The following is an 18198-nucleotide window of genomic DNA, read 5'->3' as shown; positions in this document are numbered from 1 at the left end:
CATGCGATGGCGTAAATTAGGAAATATTTTTGATCCCTTCGATTTCCCTGGACAGCGTTTGCAATTTGCACAATCGCCGCAAACATTGTTATTTGACGACTTTATCCGTATCTATTTTTCTACCAGATCAACTGACACGAATGGAAAGTTCCGAAGTCATATCGCATTCGTTGATATGACCAGAAATTTACAGCAGATACTTCGTATTTCAGAACATACGGTCATGCCATTGGGAGCATTGGGATGTTTTGATGAACATGGAATTTTTCCTATCAATGTACTTCGCCATAATGGGCTGATATACGGCTACACGTGTGGCTGGAGCCGTCGTGTTTCTGTATCTGTTGAAACAGCTATCGGACTGGCGATGAGCCGGGATGAAGGAGATACATTTGAGCGAATCGGTGATGGCCCCATTCTTTCCGCATCACTGCACGAACCCTGTCTGGTTGGCGATGGCTTTGTGAAGGTGATCGATGATCGTTTTCACATGTGGTATATCTTTGGAACAGGTTGGAAAAAGTACTCTCCTGACGCTGCGCCAGACAGAATCTATAAAATAGGTCATGCTGTTTCCGATAATGGTATTGACTGGATCAAAGAGGAAGGGTGCCAGATTATTCCTGACCGATTAGGACGAGATGAAAGTCAGGCGCTGCCATCGGTGATTCAAATTGGAGATCGTTACCATATGTTTTTTTGTTACCGGGAGTCGTTTGATTTCCGACGTAATACGACGCGTGGTTACCGGATTGGTCATGCCTGGTCAGATGATCTCTGTAACTGGCACCGGGATGATACCAATCCTGAACTGATCGGCACTCCCGGGACATGGGACAGCGACATGCAGTGTTATCCACATGTATTCGAAAGTGATGGAAATATTTATCTGCTTTATAACGGTAATGAGTTTGGCCGTTTCGGATTTGGTTTAGCAGTATTAGAATGACTGCGCATCAATTTATCTTCAAACAAAATACGGCAACACAGCAGGATGTGCTGCGGCACTTTACGCAATGCGACCGGAAATTTTTTACGCAATTGCAACAACGTGTTGATATCGGATCGTATATAGAAAAAATTCTTTCTGCTGCTGAGCGGTTTGAAATCTGGGATGGTTCTGAATTAAAAGGATTGCTGGCGGCATATTGCAATTGTGAGCAAGGCCAGAACGTATTTATTACGAATCTCAGCGTTACGCTGGACTCGCAGAGAAAGGGGCTGGCGTCGCAACTGCTACGTCGTTGTATTCTCCATGCGGAGAAAGAAGCTTACGCAGGAATTGAATTACAGGTCAATGTGACGAATGATGCCGCATACCAGTGTTATATGCTGCATGGTTTCCGGGAAACACATATCAGCGAGCATGACCGAACGATGTATTTATCTTTGGGAGTTCCTATTGTCTAGTATTGAACGTAATTACGATGTCGAAATAAAGGATGTGGCAGACCATCGATATGCTTACAATTTTGATTTTGATGTGATCCATCCCTATATGATTCAGTCATTTCGTCCATTTCTGCAGGCCGGACGTACACTGGAGCTAGGCAGCTTTAAAGGTGATTTGACAAAGCGATTGATGGCATATTGTGACAACATGACCTGTGTTGAGGCATCGGCAGAAGCGATTGGCGTAGCACAGTCAAAATTACCTCAACAGATTGAATTTATCCATACTACTTTTGAGCATGCACAATTGCTTCAGAAATATGAAAATATCTTCATGACGCATGTATTGGAACATCTGGATGATCCCGTGCATATATTGAGACGGATCAATGATGAATGGTTGAGCGAACATGGACGTTTTTTTTTAGTGTGTCCGAATGCCAATGCTCCATCACGGCAGATTGCGGTAAAGATGGGATTGATCTCACATAATACGGCAGTGACATCTGCCGAGTTGGCGCATGGACATCGCCGTACTTATACCTTAGACACTCTGGAGCGCGATGCTGCGGCAGCTGGACTCAGAGTGATTCATCGCTCGGGTATTTTTTTTAAAGCGATGGCCAATTTTCAATGGGATCGCTTACTCAAGACGGACATTATTTCCAGGGAATATCTGGATGGATGTTATGCTCTTGGGCAGCAATATCCTGATTTATGTTCCAGTATTTTCCTGTTATGCGAACGCGGAGCTCGCATCATCAGATAACACCCTGAACTGAGCCGTCTCATCCGCAGCGGTTTTCCGATTTGCCGGGGCGTCGAATATATCCTGCTTGTTGCATCAGTTCGTTCAGTTGGTTTTTATTCAGTGTCAGGCGGGATGAATTGGAGGCAAAAGGAAATTCAATTTGTAATTCAATTGAATCATGTTCCCCAGCTAGCCACGCTTCCAGCAGATCATCGGCAGGGAGCGTATCTTGCAGCCTGAGCCAGGTAAGACATTCTGTTAAATCGCGATCATCCACCCGCGCAACAACTTGTCCTTCAACAAAATACAAAATACCTGCATTATCCATATATGCTGCAGTTGGTGCCCACATTGGTTTGCCGGTATGCAGCACAAGTCCCTGATGATCTGTCCGTGCGATATATGGTGTTGCTTCCAGATCGACGTATACTCGCTGGGGGCCATTCTGAAAATACCATTGGCCGTCCTGATCGTGCTGGTAATTACGGTGAATGAAATCCAGTAAGATCGGGTGGCGGATGATGTCGCCCTGCAGGTTCAGTGCCTGGCAGCGTTCGTCGCGCATGCGCCAGTTGCCGCGCGCATCCAGCGCCAGCCAGCCGTAGCAATGCGGGACATTGGGCCATTTGGCAATGGCGGCTCTGACGATGTCATCCATGTTTATCTTTCGTTAAAAAAATGCAGGATTTTCCGTGGCAGCCAGTCCAGCTGGCCTGGCAGGTGACCGGTAGTAAAACCGACATGACCGCCGTGTTCCGGGTAATCGAGCTGCACGCAGGATGCTGCGGTTTGCGGTAAATACCGGCCAGGGAGAAAGGGGTCGTTCCTGGCATTCAGAATCAGCGTGGGAACGGTAATGTCATGCAGCACATGTCTGGCGCTGGCACGGTGCCAGTAGTCATCGGTGTCCAGATAGCCGTGCAGCGGCGCGGTCACGACATTATCGAATTCATACAAATTGCGCGCTTCCAGCAACCGGTTTTTATCGAATAAGCCGGGAAACTGATTCAGTTTTTGCAAGCACTTGGGTTTCAGGGTTTTCAGGAACATGCGGGTGTACAGCATGTTTAACCCGCGCGATAGTGAAGCACCGCCTTGAGTCAGATCGAGCGGTGCCGAAACTGCGCAGGCTGCTGTGACAAATTCGGCTGCATGCTGCGATTCCCCCAGCCAGCGCAGCAGCGCATTACCACCCAGTGACACGCCTGCCGCAAAGAATGCTCCGGCGGCTGAGCGGGAGGTATGCTGTGCATGCAGACGCCGCAGTATCCAGTTAATTTCCCCGGCATCACCGGAATGATAAAAACGTGGTGCGCGATTCAGTTCGCCGGAGCATCCGCGGAAATGCGGAATGGCGCCAGACCAGCCGCGTTGCCGGAGCGCATCCATCAGCGCCCGCGAATAATGGCTGTCGCTGGAACCTTCGAGTCCATGAAACAGCGTCAGAAACGGTTGTCCGGGTTCGCCATCGATGAAATCAATATCGACAAAATCTCCGTCCGGCGCATCCCAGCGTTCGCGGCGGAAAGCGACGTCGGGTTTCTTGATCCAGAGTGCCGGATAAATGGTTTGCAGATGTCCGCCGGGAAGCCAGGCTGGTGATTGGTAATTCATTCAGGCATGTCTGATCAGTGCAGCACACTGGCTTTGAACAGATCCAGCGGCGCTTTGCCGGCGGCCACCGAAGCATGGTGCATGGTAATGCGCCAGCCGTGCGGCGTTTTCACATACACATTTGTCGCCAGAATGTGCACGTCCGGTATGGCGTCACTCTGACGTGGAATCTGCTCAATCACGCTATGTACCGCAGTCAGCATATTGTGCGTGGCATGTAATTGCGAGGCGGCAATCTGTACGCTGCCGCGCTCAAAGATCACTTCAAACGAAGCTCGTATTGCTGCATGGCCGATCAGGCGCGATCCGCCGGGATGAATGCAGACGATTTCCTCGTCGTCGGCCCACAAATGCATCAGGCCATCCAGATCCGCGCGACTGATGGCGTCATAGAAGGCGGATTCCACCTCATCCGCGCTGCCGTTGAGCTGTTTTTTCGCAGACATGATGGTACGGGAATCAGTGGCCTTTGATGACCGTACCCGGCGCCAGCTGATATTGCGTGCCACAGTAAGAGCAGGTTGCGGTGCCGCCATGCGACAGGTCAAGGAAAACACGGGGATGAGATGACCAGAGCGGCATTGCCGGATTCGGGCAATGTGCCGGTAAGTCTTTGGCTTGCAATTCAACCACTTGTTTGGCAGCGTTAGTTGTGCTCATGATGATTCCGTTCAAGTCTGTAAAACAAATGGCGATTTTAACGGATTCCGGCAGCTAGCTGTCAGGACTCAGCGGCCTTTTTGATTTGCCGGTAAAATAATTAACTTTTCCTCAGAGAAACTTTTATGTCTTTTGAGTCGGATCAGGCTGCCAGAAAAGGAGCGCTGAAAGATGGCGCGCCAACCTGGTTTGGCGTCGGAGCCTGGGGGCTGGTGGTGGGCGTCGCCATGATCAAGGCTGGTCTCAGCATTCCGCAATCGCTGGGTATGACTTTCCTGGTGTATGCCGGTTCCGCACAACTGGCATCGCTGCCCCTGATCGCCGTACATGCTCCGCTATGGGTGATTTTTGCGACTGCAGTGGTGGTGAATCTGCGGTTCGTGATTTTTTCAGCCATTCTGGCCCCGCATTTTCTGCACCTGCCATGGCGCAGCCGCTTATGGCTGGGCTATCTGACAGGGGATATTTCAGTTGGTTTGTTTCTGCAGCGCTTACCTGATTTCCAGCATGCCAGCGGCAAGCTGGCTTATCTGAAAGCGGTAATTTATCCGAATTGGGCTGCATGGCAGGCCGGATCGGTCATTGGTATTTTGCTTGGAAGTCAGATCCCGGCCAGCTGGGGTCTGGGATTTGCCGGTACGCTGGCGATTTTGTGCGTTATGCTGCCGCTGATGCTCAACCGCGCTGCGGTGGCGGGCGTCGTGGTTGCCAGTATTGTGGCGTTGCTGGCATTGAATTTTCCGTACAAGCTGGGTTTGTTGCTGGCAGTGGCTGCCGGAATGAGCGCGGCAATGGCATTTGAAGAGTGGCTGGAACCGTGGCTGTCGCGGAACAGGAGTAACGATGAGTGATCTTGAAGTCTGGGGCGTGATAATGCTGCTGGCGCTGGCTACCATGATTGCCCGTAGCGGATTCTGGCTTGCCGGTAACCGCATCAACCTGCCGCCAAGGGTGCAGGAAGCGCTGCGCTACGCACCTGCCTGCGCGCTGGCTGCGATCATTGTGCCGGATTTGCTGCTGTATCAGTCCCAGATAAATTTCACCATCAACAATCCCCGGCTGGTGGCGGGCGTGATGGCGACGATTTTTTTCTTGCTAAGACGAGATATGCTGCAAACGATTTTTTTCGGTATGGCGGTCTTTACCGTTGTCCGTCTGGTAGCCTGAATCTTCCTGCGTCTTGCAGGAAACTTTTCTGCACTGAGGAAAATCTTCCTCGATTTTAACGTTGTAAAGTCTGTCCGGATCCAGGTGGTCTGGTAATAAATCCTGTGTAAAACGCTGTGGTGCGGGCGGCGGCTTTGGTAAAATAACGGTTTGACTCCGATGAATGACGAAACAGATCATCCGTTCATGGTGATCGGTATAGCTGCCGGAGTGATACCGCACCTCTCTTTTAACCTTGCCAATTTTATATCACGATGCAATTCAACCGACTCAGTGACCTGATCGCAGGTAAGCAGCTCCAGGGAAAACGTGTTTTTATCCGTGCCGATCTGAATGTTCCTCAGGACGACGCCGGAAACATTACCGAAGATACCCGCATCCGTGCCTCGGTACCGGCGATACAACAGGCCCTGCAGGCCGGCGCTGCGGTCATGGTGACCTCACATCTTGGCCGGCCAACGGAAGGCGAATTCAAGCCGGAAGATACCTTGGCTCCGGTAGCTGTGCGCCTGTCGGAATTACTCGGTGTTCCGGTGACATTAAAGCAGAACTGGGTTGATGGCGTGGACGTTGCGCCTGGACAGGTCGTGTTGCTGGAAAACTGTCGCGTCAATAAGGGAGAAAAGAAAAACGATGATGCACTGGCGCAGAAAATGGCTGTTTTGTGCGACGTGTATGTCAATGATGCATTCGGCACCGCGCATCGTGCTGAGGCGACGACGCATGGTATCGCCAAATTCGCAGCCATCGCTTGCGCCGGACCCTTGTTGTCCGCCGAGCTGGATGCGCTCGGTAAAGCGCTGGGGCAGCCTGCACGTCCATTGGTGGCGATTGTGGCTGGTTCCAAAGTGTCCAGCAAGCTTACTATTCTGAAGTCGCTGGCCGATAAAGTCGATAACCTGATCGTCGGCGGCGGCATTGCGAACACCTTTATGCTGGCTTCTGGTCTCAAGATTGGTAAATCGTTGGCAGAAGCCGATCTGGTGGATGAAGCGAAAGCGATTATTGACCTTATGGCGCAGCGCGGCGCATCGGTACCGATTCCGGTTGACGTGGTGTGTGCAAAAGAATTTTCTGCCACAGCTGCCGCCACGGTGAAGTCTGTTACCGATGTGGCTGATGACGACATGATTCTCGATATCGGTCCGGTCACGGCGGCGAAACTGGCGGAACAGATCAAACAGTCGGGCACCATCGTCTGGAACGGCCCGGTCGGCGTGTTTGAATTTGACCAGTTCGGCAATGGCACCAAAGTACTGGCACAGGCGATTGCCGATTCTTCCGGTTTTTCGATTGCCGGTGGCGGTGATACGCTGGCGGCGATTGCTAAATACCATATCGGTGATCAGGTTGGTTATATCTCGACCGGCGGCGGCGCCTTCCTTGAATTCCTGGAAGGAAAAGTATTGCCTGCAGTCGATATTCTGTTACAGCGTGCAGCCCGCTGAGAACAGCAGGAAAAACTGTTTTGCCGGATGCAGGGTAGTCTGCATCCCACAGTCCCACAGATGTAAATAAAAAAACAGCCAGGAGATCCGATGTTACGTGCTACCAAGATTGTTGCAACGATAGGTCCCGCATCCAATGATGTGGAAACGCTCAAGCGCATGCTGAATGCGGGCGTGAATGTGGTCCGGCTGAATTTTTCGCATGGCAAGGCACAAGACCATATCGACCGTGCAGCGATGGTACGTCAGGCTGCGGCAGAATGCGGCCGCGAAGTGGCGATTATGGCTGATTTACAAGGGCCGAAAATCCGTATCGGAAAATTTGAAAACACGCGGATTCAGATTGCAAACGGCGACAAATTTATTCTCGATGCGGATTGTACGCTGGGGAATCAGGAACGGGTCGGGCTGGATTACAAGGCATTGCCACGCGATGTGAAACCGGACGACGTGTTGCTCCTGAATGACGGGCTGATCGTGCTGGTCGTAGAAAAAATCTCAGGCAATGAAATTCATACCGTCGTGAAAATTGGCGGTGAATTGTCGAATAACAAGGGCATTAACCGACAGGGCGGCGGTCTGACAGCACCGGCGCTGACCGCCAAAGATATGGAAGATATCAAGACTGCGATGTCGTTTCAGGCGGATTATATCGCTGTTTCTTTCCCCAAAAATGCGACCGATATGGAAATGGCGCGTCAGTTGTCCAATATTGCCGGCGAGCCGTATAATCACAAGCCGATGATGATCGCCAAGATCGAGCGCGCAGAAGCGATTCCGGTGCTACAGGAAATTCTCGATGCGTCGGATGGCATCATGGTGGCGCGTGGTGATCTGGCTGTGGAAGTGGGTAATGCCGCCGTGCCTGCGCTGCAGAAACGCATGATCAAAATGGCGCGTGCCTCAAACAAGCTCGCGATCACCGCAACCCAGATGATGGAGTCGATGATTGTCAATGCGGTGCCGACCCGTGCCGAAGTCTCCGATGTCGCCAATGCGGTGCTCGACGGCACGGATGCCGTGATGGCTTCAGCCGAAACTGCATCCGGCAAATATCCGGTGGAAACCGTGGAAGCCATGTCGGCGATTTGTCTGGAAGCTGAAAAATTCCAGGAATATAAACTGGATGCCGATTTTCTGAATCTGGCGTTTACCCGGATCGATCAGTCGATTGCTTACGGCGCCTTGTTCACGGCGCATCACCTTGGCGTCAAGGCGATTGTGGCGCTGACTGAATCCGGTTCGACAGCCTTGTGGATGAGCCGTCACAGTATCAATGTGCCGTTGTTTGCGCTGACGCCGAGTGTCGCAACCCAGCGTAAGGCTGCGTTGTACCGCAATGTCCGCACCTTCACTCTGCCGTATTCGCCGGACCGCGACACGGTGCTGAAATCGGCAGAAAGTGTGCTGCTCGATAACGGTGTGGTGAATCATGGCGACATGATTGTTGTGACCTGGGGTGAACCGATGGGACAAGTCGGCGGCACCAATGCACTGAAGATTGTGAAAGTTGGCGACAATTGCTGACGCAAGCCAGCTCGCCGGATTGAAGCGGTTCATTGTGAACCAGCGTGGCAAACCATCGCGCATCAACCATTTTTTATTGTACTTCTGGAGTTAATTATGCCTCTCGTATCCATGCGCCAATTGCTGGACCATGCCGCTGAAAATGGCTATGGTTTGCCGGCTTTCAACGTCAATAATCTCGAACAGGTGACTGCGATTATGCAGGCTGCTGACGAAGTCGGCGCGCCGGTCATCATGCAGGCTTCTGCCGGCGCCCGCAAATACGCCGGTGAAGCTTTCCTGCGTCATCTTATCGAAGCTGCAGTCGAAGCTTATCCGCATATTCCGGTCGTCATGCATCAGGATCACGGTCAGTCGCCGGCAGTCTGCATGGCAGCGATCAAATCCGGCTTCACCTCGGTGATGATGGACGGTTCGCTGATGGAAGACGGCAAATCAGTCGCCAGTTATGAATATAACGTTGAAGTCTCGCGCGAAGTGGTGAAATTTTCGCACTCCATCGGCGTGACGGTCGAGGCCGAACTCGGCGTGCTCGGTTCACTGGAAACCATGATGGGCGACAAGGAAGACGGCCACGGCGCTGACGGAAAAATGACCCGCGAACAGTTGCTGACTGATGTGCAGCAGGCAGCGGATTTCGTCAAGCAAACCCAGTGCGACGCGCTGGCGATTGCGATCGGCACTTCCCACGGCGCCTACAAATTCTCGCGCAAGCCAACCGGCGATATCCTGGCGATTGACCGTATCAAGGAAATTCACGCACGCATTCCGAATACCCATCTGGTGATGCACGGTTCGTCTTCCGTTCCGCAGGAATTGCTGGAAGAAATCCGTCAGTTCGGCGGCGACATGAAAGAAACCTATGGCGTGCCGGTGGAAGAAATCGTGATCGGTATCCAGAACGGTGTGCGTAAGATCAATATCGACACTGACATCCGTCTGGCGATGACGGGGGCGATTCGTCGTTACATGTTTGAAAATCCGGGTAAATTCGATCCGCGCGATTACCTGAAGCCGGCGCGCGAAGCGGCGAAACTTGTCTGCAAGGCACGTTATCTGGCGTTCGGCTGCGAAGGTCAGGCTGCGAAAATCAAACCGATGGCGCTGGAAAAAGTCGCCGAGCAGTACAAAAAAGGCGCGCTGGCGCAAATCGTGAACTAAGCTGGTGTCAGCAACAGGGCGCAGACAATGCGCCCTGCGCATTTATGCTGTGCCGGACTGCTGTATCAAAAAGTATTGAAAAACCATGACTACCCAAATTCATTCCACTCTTCATTCTCTGCCGCTGCTGGGCCGTGGCAAAGTCCGTGACAACTACGCGGTCGGTGACGATAAATTGCTGATCGTGACCAGTGACCGTTTATCCGCGTTCGACGTCATCATGGGCGAACCGATTCCCGAAAAAGGCCGTGTACTGAACCAGATGGCCAATTTCTGGTTTGAAAAGCTCGGTCATATCGTACCGAATCATCTGACTGGTATTGCGCCGGAAAGTGTCGTCGCTGCCGATGAGGTAGAGCAGGTACGTGGCCGCTCGGTGGTCGCAAAACGCTTAAAGCCGATCATGGTGGAGGCCGTAGTGCGGGGTTATATCATCGGTTCCGGCTGGAAGGATTATCAGGATACCGGCGCCATCTGCGGGATCACTTTGCCTGCAGGTCTGCCGCAGGCGGCGAAATTGCCGGTACCGATTTTCACTCCGGCAGCGAAAGCCGAAATGGGCGAACATGATGAAAACATCAGCTTTGCCGAAATGGAAAAACGGATTGGCGCTGAACTGGCTGCGCAAATCCGCGACATCAGCATTCGCCTGTACAGTGAAGCATCGGAATATGCGGCGACGCGCGGCATCATCATTGCCGATACCAAGTTCGAGTTCGGTCTGGATGACAACGGCGTGCTGCATCTGATGGATGAAGTGCTGACGGCCGATTCTTCGCGTTTCTGGCCCGCGGACTCCTATGCGACCGGTATTTCGCCACCGTCGTTCGACAAGCAATTCGTGCGTGACTATCTGGAAACCATTACCAGCTGGAACAAGACCGCACCGGCCCCGGCATTGCCAGCCGAAGTTGTGCAAAAAACCTCGGCCAAATATCAGGAAGCGCTGGAGCGTCTGACTGGCGAAAAACTGAAGGCATGATCATGACTCAGCAAAATCAGATACTGGTTGGCGTGGTCATGGGCTCATCGTCTGACTGGGACGTGATGCAGAATGCGGTTGCAATTCTCAAGGAGTTCGGCATCGGCTTTGAGGCGCAGGTCGTGTCAGCGCATCGTATGCCGGATGAAATGTTCAGCTATGCAGAAACCGCCAGGGCACGCGGTATCCGCGCCATCATCGCCGGTGCTGGCGGTGCAGCGCATCTGCCTGGCATGATTGCAGCAAAAACCATCGTGCCGGTGTTCGGTGTGCCGGTACCGTCCCGCTATTTGCGTGGCGAAGATTCTTTGCTGTCGATTGTGCAGATGCCGAAAGGCATTCCCGTGGCAACGTTTGCGATCGGTGAAGCTGGTGCCGCGAATGCGGCGCTGGCCGCCGTGGCGATGCTGGCGACGACCGATGAAGCGCTGGCGCAGAAATTGATCGAGTTCCGTGTACGCCAGACTCAGGCAGCACGCGACATGGTTTTGCCGGTCACAGCAGCTTAACGCCGGAATCCACCGGCATGCCGGTGACTGACGGCGTTGTGCGCGATCAGCCTGAGATGGCATAGTTGTCGTGCAAACGATGCCGTTGTGCTGCGGCAATCAGAGCTGTGTGCCGGTCATGTTGTATGTAAAGCGCTTATGTGCTGGCTGCCCCCATACATACTCCCTGGAGTATGTATGGGGAGCCTTGATTTACCTGGAGAATAGGGTATTTTCTTCGATATGAGGGGGAGTATCTGCTTTTTCTCTCATCTGCTTATTCTTGCAATCTTCCTGCGATATGCCAGTCTGCGACAGACGAACCGAGCCGGGAGTTGTTTTCATTTGGTTTGACATCATGAATATCGACAAACAAACACATCCGCGTCAGCCTTTACAGCCAAACACGCCGCAGAGTTGCCTCGGCATCATGGGTGGCGGCCAGCTTGGACGCATGTTTGCCCATGCCGCCCAGTCTCTGGGATATCGGGTCGCCGTACTGGAGCCGGAGGCAGGCTGTCCGGCAGCGCAAGTGGCCGAGCATCATGTTGGTACCGGTTATGAAGATCCGGATGGGCTGGCAGCCCTGTCGGCACTGAGCCGGCATGTCACGACAGAGTTTGAAAATGTTCCCGCCGACAGCCTGAAAGCGCTGGCCATGCGCGGTTTCGTTGCGCCGGCGGGCGACTGCGTATCGATCGCGCAGGACAGGCTGGTGGAAAAGCATTTCTTCACCCGTTGCGGCGCCCAAACCGGCGTGTATCCTGCGCCGCACTGGGGAATTGCCGATCAGAAGGATGTGGCGAGCGCCAGTGAGACATTGTTTCCCGGAATTCTGAAAACAGTGCGCATGGGATATGACGGTAAAGGTCAGGTGCGCGTGCGTGACCGTGAGGAACTGGCCGCTGCATTCGCTGCGATGCGAGGGCAGGTCTGCGTGCTGGAAAAAATGTTGCCGCTGGCTTATGAAGTATCCGTTCTGACGGCGCGCGGTGTCGATGGGGCGGCCGAGGTGTACCCGATTGCGGAAAACGTGCACCGCGACGGCATTCTGTTCACAACGCTGGTGCCGAGTCCGCATGTTTCACCGGATGTCGCAGAAAAAGCGCAGAAGGCCGCGCTCGATATCATTGGCGAATTAGGCTACGTCGGCGTGTTGTGCATTGAATTTTTTGTGCTGCAAGACGGCAGCCTGGTCGTCAATGAAATGGCACCGCGTCCGCATAACAGCGGTCATTACACCATCGACGCCTGCGTCACCAGCCAGTTTGAGCAACAGGTCAGGACACTGGCGCAGTTGCCGCTGGGCGATGTGCGTCAGCATTCACCGGCAGCGATGCTCAATCTGCTGGGGGATGTCTGGTTCGAGCCGGACAGCGAAATCGCACGCGAACCTGCGTGGGACAAGGTGTTGGCCTTGCCGGGTGCGAATCTGCACCTGTATGGCAAAGCAGAAGCAAGGCGGGCGCGCAAAATGGGACATATCACGTTTGTCGCCGCGACGCTCGCTGAAGCGCAGCTTGCACTGGCACAGGCATGCGACATACTGGGCATTGTTGCGCCGGAGTTGGCATGAAGGCGCAGGCCTGCACCCCCTGCGCTGTGGCAGAGGCCGCTGAAGCGCTGGAAGCCGGCCGGCTGGTGGCATTTCCCACGGAAACCGTTTACGGGCTGGGAGCCGATGCCGAAAATCCGGATGCAGTGGCAAAAATTTATGCTGCCAAGGGCCGTCCGCAAAACCATCCGGTGATCGTGCATGTGGCGCCAGAAGCAGACATCCGGCACTGGGTCAGCGCAGTACCGCCTGAAGCGGAGCGTCTGATCGCTGCATTCTGGCCAGGGCCGCTGACGCTGATCCTGAAACGCGCCGTGCATATTCCTGATGCGGTGTCCGGCGGCCAGGACACCATCGGCATCCGTTGCCCGTCGCATCCGGTGGCGCAGGATTTACTGCGGGCTTTTAAAGGCGGCAAGGGCGGCGTTGCCGCACCGTCAGCCAATAAATTTGGCCATGTAAGTCCGACCATGGCGGAACATGTGCTGGAAGAATTTGAGCAGGAAACTCGTCCCGGCGGGCTGATTGCCGCCGTACTGGACGGCGGGCAGAGCGAGGTCGGTATCGAATCCACGATTCTCGACCTCAGCAGGCTGACGACGCATGGTCCGGTTTTGCTGCGTCCCGGCCATATCAGTGCTACCCAGATCGAAGCCGTGCTGGGTGTGTTGCCCGCCAGTCCGGATGCGGCTGCACCGCGCGCTTCCGGCACACTGGACGCACATTATGCCCCCAGCACCCCCGTGGTTCAGGTGCCTTCCGAAATACTGGATCAGGTGGTGATCCGCCTGCAGCAAAAAGGTAAAAAACTGGCGCTGATGAGCTATCAGGCGCATCCGGCGATTCATGCCAGCGACTGGCGTCATTTACCGGCAGAACCGGCCGGATATGCCCACGACCTGTATGCCGGTTTGCGCGAACTGGATCATGCCCATGCCGATGCGATTCTGGTCGAAGCATTACCGCAGGAAAAAGACTGGCAGGGGGTGAATGACCGCCTGCGCCGCGCTGCATTTGATTCGCACGGTGTGTTAGAACAATTGTTGAAAGACGACTGAGGCAGTTCTGATGCGATGATATCCGCAGATGGTGGATTCGTTACTTATAAATCAGCTTCATGCCGAGTATGAACAGTGCCAGCAACATGGTGATGAAGTTGGCAATGATGACGGGCCAGGCTTGCAGCAGGATGCCGTAAGTTAGCCACATGGAAATACCGGTGACCATCAGCACATACATCCCCAGCGAGACGCCCTCGGCACGCTTGCGACGCCAGGTCATCCAGGCCTGGGGAATGAAGGCGCCGGTCGTCAGGCAGGCGGCAATGTAGCCGATCAGGTCGGTGGTCTGCAGCATGGTGTGAAAAGTTATTTGGACAGGGAGTGAAGGAAGCGACCCGAATGATATACCAGCGGCGCTTGCGGATTGATTTCGCAGTGTTCGACCTCGCCGACAAAAATGACATGATCGCCTTCCGGATAGCGGCTGCGGTTATGGCATTCAAACCAGGCAGCGGCGCCGCTGATGACCGGCAGGCCGGTACGCGACAAGGTGTAGTCCACGCCTTCAAAGCGATCCGTGCGGCGACTGGCAAACTGCTCCGCCAGCCAATCCTGACCGGCGGCCAGCACGTTTACCACATAATGCGAGTTGCCGCTGAAAACGGGCAGGCTGTTGGCTGCGTTACCGAGACTCCACAGGATCAGCGGCGGCTCCAGCGAAACAGAGTTAAACGAACTGGCAGTCAGCCCGAGAAACTGCCCGCCGGCAAGTCTGGTGGTGATGACCGTCACGCCGGTCGCAAACTGCGACAGCGCCTGACGGAACTCGGATTGATCAAATTCGCGTGTTTCTGCACGCGGAGAAAGGGTGTGCATCGGGGAATCCATGATTTTGTGCCAGCATTATCCCAGATTTTCCGGTTTCAGTTCGTCGCGCCCGGTCAGGCATGATGCGACTGGTGGTCTGTGTTAAACTTGCACCCTTGACGAAAAATAGTTTAGTAGTTTAAGTAATTGATTTATCTGGATTTTTTATTTCATGGATGAGGTCTGAGATGCGCCTGACACGACTGGTTTGCCAACGCCTGATGGGATTGCTGGTCATGCTGGCCCTGACGTATCCGGTTCTGGCGCAGGTCGCCCCGGAACTGCGTCAGTTTCCGCCGAATACCTTGCGCGGCGTGCTGGATATGTCTGCGTATCCGGATGTCAAAATGGACGGCAAGCTGCGTTATCTTGCTCCATCCAGCCGGATCTACGGTACCGATAATCTGATTGTGCTGCCCAGCACATTGAACGACAGCCAGATTCAGGTCAATTACACAGAAAACCCGTTTGGGGATATCGACAAAATCTGGATACTCACCCGGACCGAAATCGGGCAGACGCTGCCTGTGCCGGAAGTGTGGAAACCGATTCCGTTCAAGAATCCTGAAATTAAGTAATGCTTGAAAAGGATGGCGGAGCCTGATAGTCCACCATCCTGTCATAGTGAATAGAGAACTGCCAGACAGAAAAAAGATGCAAAAAAAAGTATTTATCAAAACCTTCGGATGCCAGATGAATGAGTATGATTCCGACAAAATGGCGGATGTGCTCAATGTTGCCGAAGGCTTGGTCAAAACCGATAAACCCGAAGATGCCGACGTGATCCTGCTCAATACCTGCAGTGTGCGCGAAAAGGCGTCGGAAAAAGTGTTTTCTGATCTCGGGCGCCTGCGTGAACTGAAACGCCATAAGCCGGATCTGCTGATCGGTGTCGGCGGCTGCGTCGCTTCCCAGGAAGGGGAGGCGATCATCAAGCGCGCACCTTATGTGGACGTGGTGTTCGGCCCGCAGACTTTGCACCGCTTGCCACAACTGATCGATGCGCGTCGTCATTCCGGCCGTTCCCAGGTCGATATCAGTTTCCCTGAAATTGAGAAATTTGATCACCTGCCGCCCGCAAAAATCGAAGGTGCGACAGCCTATGTGTCGATCATGGAAGGCTGCAGCAAATATTGCAGTTACTGCGTGGTGCCCTATACCCGTGGTGAGGAAGTGTCGCGGCGGTTTGAGGACGTACTGGCAGAAGTGGCTGGACTGGCTGAACAAGGTGTGAAAGAAATTACTTTGCTTGGGCAAAACGTGAATGCCTATCGCGGCACGATGGAAGATGGCGAGATTGCCGATTTCGCCTTGCTGATTGAATACATTGCAGAGTTCCCGCAGATTGAACGCATCCGTTTCGTGACCAGTCACCCCAAGGAATTCACCCAGCGCCTGATCGACTGCTACGCCAAAGTGCCGAAGCTGGTGAACCACCTGTATCTGCCGGCGCAGCATGGTTCGGACCGGATCTTGTCTGCCATGAAGCGCGGCTATACGGCGCTGGAATACAAGTCGGTGCTGCGGCGATTGAAGCAGGTCCGACCAGACATCGCTGTATCGTCGGACTTTATTGTCGGTTTTCCCGGCGAGACCGATGAAGATTTCAATGCGTTGATGAAGTTGATTGACGATGTCGGTTTCGATAACAGTTTCAGCTTTATTTTCAGCCCGCGCCCCGGCACGCCAGCCGCGAATCTGGCGGACGATACGCCGCAGGAGCTGAAGTTGCGTCGCCTTCAGCATTTGCAGGCGGTGATTGATGCCAACACCAAAAAATACAGCAATGCCATGATCGGTACGGTACAGCGTATTCTGGTGGATGGTCCGTCTGTAAAAAATCCTGCCGAACTGCAGGGCCGGACGGAGAATAACCGGGTAGTGAATTTTGCCGGATCAAAAGAGCTGATCGGGACGCTGGTGGATACCCGCATCACCGAATCCTACAATTACTCCTTACGTGGCGAACTGATCGCAGAAACAGTGACCGCATAATGGCAAAAATACCTGTGCCCGTCTCACATTTCGTACCGCAGCCGCTGGACAACACCCGTCTGGCGCATTTGTGCGGACCGTTGGATGAGAATCTGCGCCAGATTTCCTCCGCACTGGATGTGACGATTTTCCGGCGCGGAGAGAAATTCATCATCAGCGGTCATAACGCAGAGCGCGCACTGGAATTACTGGAGCATTTCTACGCTCTGGCCAAAAAAGTGATTTCGATTGATGAGGTGCAGCTGGCGCTGGTGGAGCAGCGCGCCAACCAGAGCCTGACAACGCCGGCGGTGTTGCCAGTTGCAGCCAATGAAGCCACCGCCATGCCGGATGCCGACACAGCTGTGCTGGAGGATGTGGAGAGCCCGGTGCTGAAAACACGACGCCACGACTTGCGCGGCCGCACCCCCCATCAGAATCAGTATCTGCAGGCGATTGTCGGGCATGACATCACATTCGGCATTGGTCCGGCAGGCACCGGAAAAACTTACCTTGCGGTGGCCTGTGCGGTGGACGCGCTGGAGCGCGATGCCGTCAAGCGCATTATCCTGACCCGTCCTGCTGTCGAAGCGGGCGAGCGGCTGGGTTTTTTACCGGGGGATCTGGCACAGAAAGTCGATCCCTATCTGCGTCCCTTATATGACGCGTTGTATGATTTGCTGGGGTTTGACCGTACCCAGAAAATGTTTGAAAAGCAGGTGATTGAAATTGCTCCGCTGGCTTACATGCGTGGCAGAACCCTGAATCATGCATTCATTATTCTGGATGAAGCCCAGAATACGACACCAGAGCAAATGAAAATGTTTTTGACCCGTATCGGCTTTGGCAGCAAGGCGGTTGTGACGGGAGATGCCACGCAGGTTGATCTGCCACGTGGACACAAAAGCGGGCTGATCGATGCCTGTCAGGTGCTCAGAGATATCCGGGGCATTGCCTTTACCCAGTTTACCAGCGCCGATGTGGTGCGTCACCCGCTGGTTGGCCGGATTGTGGATGCCTACGAAGCCGCTCACGCCAATGCCAGTGCGCATCATGCCGCCATTGGTCTGCTTAAAAATACCCATCCTCTCAGTTCAGCACATCATGGCAGAAAAAAATAATTCCAGACCAAAACTGAATTTGTCGGTCCAATATGCCGATACCCGCCTGCAGGAGCTGCTACCGCGTCCGTTACTACGCAAAACAGTACAGGCTGCCTTGTTCTTTCCGGCTGAACTGACACTGCGTTTAGTGAACGCGGAAGAAGGGCAGGGTCTGAATCGTGACTACCGCGGCAAAGACTATGCAACCAATGTGCTGACATTTGCCTATACCGAAGACGCTGACGCGGAAGTAACGCAGGCGGATATTATTTTGTGTACCGATGTATTGTTGAAAGAGGCTGCAGAGCAGAATAAAACCGTGGTAGAGCACGCACAGCATCTGATCGTGCATGGCGTGCTGCATGCACAGGGATATGATCACGAAAACGATGAGGAAGCTGAGGAAATGGAGACGCTGGAGATCGAAATCCTCGCCGGACTGGGGCTTCCCAATCCTTATCAGGATGTTTCCCAATAAGCTGCTGTGATCGGTCATCATGACTGCCGG

The 18198-nt window shown here is 53.7% G+C and carries 22 protein-coding genes; 16 read left to right on the top strand and 6 right to left on the bottom strand.

Features of this window, described 5'->3' with window-relative positions:
* Position 1 precedes the first annotated feature (1 nt).
* Genes HV832_RS11430 through HV832_RS11420 form a run of 3 tightly spaced genes read left to right on the top strand, consistent with a single transcriptional unit; the run spans position 2 to position 2161 of the window.
* Positions 2–949: a glycoside hydrolase family protein gene (locus tag HV832_RS11430; protein WP_176803982.1), complete on the top strand. Its 948-nt coding sequence runs from the start codon at positions 2–4 to the stop codon at positions 947–949.
* Positions 946–1410 (top strand): GNAT family N-acetyltransferase, encoded by a 465-nt coding sequence (locus tag HV832_RS11425; RefSeq protein ID WP_176803981.1) that lies wholly within the window; start codon positions 946–948, stop codon positions 1408–1410. Before HV832_RS11430 ends, HV832_RS11425 begins: the two co-directional genes overlap by 4 nt.
* Positions 1367–2161, top strand: a complete 795-nt coding sequence (locus HV832_RS11420; protein ID WP_176803980.1) for a class I SAM-dependent methyltransferase — start codon at positions 1367–1369, stop codon at positions 2159–2161. Before HV832_RS11425 ends, HV832_RS11420 begins: the two co-directional genes overlap by 44 nt.
* Positions 2162–2180: 19 nt before the next feature.
* Here the strand turns inward: HV832_RS11420 and HV832_RS11415 are convergent, their stop codons facing one another.
* Genes HV832_RS11415 through HV832_RS11400 form a run of 4 tightly spaced genes read right to left on the bottom strand, consistent with a single transcriptional unit; the run spans position 2181 to position 4417 of the window.
* Positions 2181–2801 (bottom strand): DUF2946 family protein, encoded by a 621-nt coding sequence (locus HV832_RS11415; protein ID WP_176803979.1) that lies wholly within the window; start codon positions 2799–2801, stop codon positions 2181–2183.
* 2 nt (positions 2802–2803) lie between these two features.
* Positions 2804–3757 (bottom strand): YheT family hydrolase, encoded by a 954-nt coding sequence (locus tag HV832_RS11410; RefSeq protein WP_176803978.1) that lies wholly within the window; start codon positions 3755–3757, stop codon positions 2804–2806.
* 14 nt (positions 3758–3771) lie between these two features.
* Complete coding sequence (locus HV832_RS11405) at positions 3772–4203, bottom strand: YybH family protein (RefSeq protein ID WP_176803977.1); 432 nt, start codon at positions 4201–4203, stop codon at positions 3772–3774.
* 13 nt (positions 4204–4216) lie between these two features.
* Positions 4217–4417, bottom strand: coding sequence for a zinc-finger domain-containing protein (locus HV832_RS11400; RefSeq protein WP_176803976.1), 201 nt, complete (start codon positions 4415–4417; stop codon positions 4217–4219).
* Positions 4418–4542: 125 nt separating this feature from the next.
* On the opposite strand from HV832_RS11400, the gene HV832_RS11395 reads away from it, so the two are divergent.
* The 9 genes from HV832_RS11395 to HV832_RS11355 all read left to right on the top strand — a co-directional run bounded on the left by HV832_RS11395 (position 4543) and on the right by HV832_RS11355 (position 13803).
* Positions 4543–5268, top strand: a complete 726-nt coding sequence (locus HV832_RS11395) for an AzlC family ABC transporter permease (protein ID WP_176803975.1) — start codon at positions 4543–4545, stop codon at positions 5266–5268.
* Complete coding sequence (locus HV832_RS11390) at positions 5261–5584, top strand: AzlD domain-containing protein (protein ID WP_176803974.1); 324 nt, start codon at positions 5261–5263, stop codon at positions 5582–5584. Before HV832_RS11395 ends, HV832_RS11390 begins: the two co-directional genes overlap by 8 nt.
* 254 nt (positions 5585–5838) lie before the next feature.
* Positions 5839–7032 (top strand): phosphoglycerate kinase, encoded by a 1194-nt coding sequence (locus HV832_RS11385; RefSeq protein ID WP_176803973.1) that lies wholly within the window; start codon positions 5839–5841, stop codon positions 7030–7032.
* Between the two features lie 90 nt (positions 7033–7122).
* Complete coding sequence (gene pyk, locus HV832_RS11380; protein ID WP_176803972.1) at positions 7123–8559, top strand: pyruvate kinase; 1437 nt, start codon at positions 7123–7125, stop codon at positions 8557–8559.
* Positions 8560–8655: 96 nt separating this feature from the next.
* Entirely contained in the window at positions 8656–9720 is a 1065-nt protein-coding gene (gene fba, locus HV832_RS11375) for a class II fructose-bisphosphate aldolase (RefSeq protein WP_176803971.1), read from the top strand.
* Positions 9721–9805: 85 nt separating this feature from the next.
* A complete protein-coding gene (locus tag HV832_RS11370) occupies positions 9806–10702 on the top strand; it encodes a phosphoribosylaminoimidazolesuccinocarboxamide synthase (protein WP_176803970.1) in 897 nt (298 codons plus the stop codon).
* A gap of 2 nt (positions 10703–10704) precedes the next feature.
* Entirely contained in the window at positions 10705–11211 is a 507-nt protein-coding gene (purE, locus tag HV832_RS11365; RefSeq protein WP_176803969.1) for a 5-(carboxyamino)imidazole ribonucleotide mutase, read from the top strand.
* 337 nt (positions 11212–11548) lie between these two features.
* Positions 11549–12766 carry a 5-(carboxyamino)imidazole ribonucleotide synthase gene (locus tag HV832_RS11360; protein WP_176803968.1) on the top strand — a complete coding sequence of 406 codons (1218 nt, stop codon included), beginning with the start codon at positions 11549–11551 and terminating at the stop codon, positions 12764–12766.
* Positions 12763–13803, top strand: a complete 1041-nt coding sequence (locus HV832_RS11355) for an L-threonylcarbamoyladenylate synthase (protein ID WP_176803967.1) — start codon at positions 12763–12765, stop codon at positions 13801–13803. The genes HV832_RS11360 and HV832_RS11355 overlap by 4 nt, the downstream gene beginning before the upstream one ends.
* Before the next feature lie 40 nt (positions 13804–13843).
* Here the strand turns inward: HV832_RS11355 and HV832_RS11350 are convergent, their stop codons facing one another.
* Both HV832_RS11350 and HV832_RS11345 read right to left on the bottom strand, forming a co-directional pair.
* The gene (locus HV832_RS11350) at positions 13844–14101 is read right to left on the bottom strand and encodes a SemiSWEET transporter (protein ID WP_218132030.1); all 258 of its coding nucleotides are present in this window, start codon (positions 14099–14101) and stop codon (positions 13844–13846) included.
* A gap of 11 nt (positions 14102–14112) precedes the next feature.
* Positions 14113–14622: a flavin reductase family protein gene (locus HV832_RS11345; RefSeq protein ID WP_176803966.1), complete on the bottom strand. Its 510-nt coding sequence runs from the start codon at positions 14620–14622 to the stop codon at positions 14113–14115.
* Positions 14623–14801: 179 nt separating this feature from the next.
* Between HV832_RS11345 and HV832_RS11340 the strand changes: the two genes are divergently transcribed.
* From HV832_RS11340 to ybeY, 4 genes are all read left to right on the top strand, one after another.
* The gene (locus tag HV832_RS11340) at positions 14802–15191 is read left to right on the top strand and encodes a hypothetical protein (RefSeq protein WP_176803965.1); all 390 of its coding nucleotides are present in this window, start codon (positions 14802–14804) and stop codon (positions 15189–15191) included.
* Between the two features lie 76 nt (positions 15192–15267).
* Positions 15268–16608 carry a tRNA (N6-isopentenyl adenosine(37)-C2)-methylthiotransferase MiaB gene (gene miaB, locus HV832_RS11335; protein WP_176803964.1) on the top strand — a complete coding sequence of 447 codons (1341 nt, stop codon included), beginning with the start codon at positions 15268–15270 and terminating at the stop codon, positions 16606–16608.
* On the top strand, positions 16608–17708 hold the full coding sequence (locus tag HV832_RS11330; RefSeq protein ID WP_176803963.1) for a PhoH family protein: 1101 nt from the start codon (positions 16608–16610) through the stop codon (positions 17706–17708). Before miaB ends, HV832_RS11330 begins: the two co-directional genes overlap by 1 nt.
* The gene (gene ybeY, locus HV832_RS11325; protein ID WP_176803962.1) at positions 17692–18168 is read left to right on the top strand and encodes an rRNA maturation RNase YbeY; all 477 of its coding nucleotides are present in this window, start codon (positions 17692–17694) and stop codon (positions 18166–18168) included. Before HV832_RS11330 ends, ybeY begins: the two co-directional genes overlap by 17 nt.
* Positions 18169–18198 lie beyond the last annotated feature (30 nt).

Source organism: Cognatundibacterium oligocarboniphilum (assembly GCF_013377855.1).
Classification (GTDB): domain Bacteria; phylum Pseudomonadota; class Gammaproteobacteria; order Burkholderiales; family Burkholderiaceae_D; genus Undibacterium; species Undibacterium oligocarboniphilum.
This window is presented reverse-complemented; position numbering and strand designations above follow the sequence as displayed.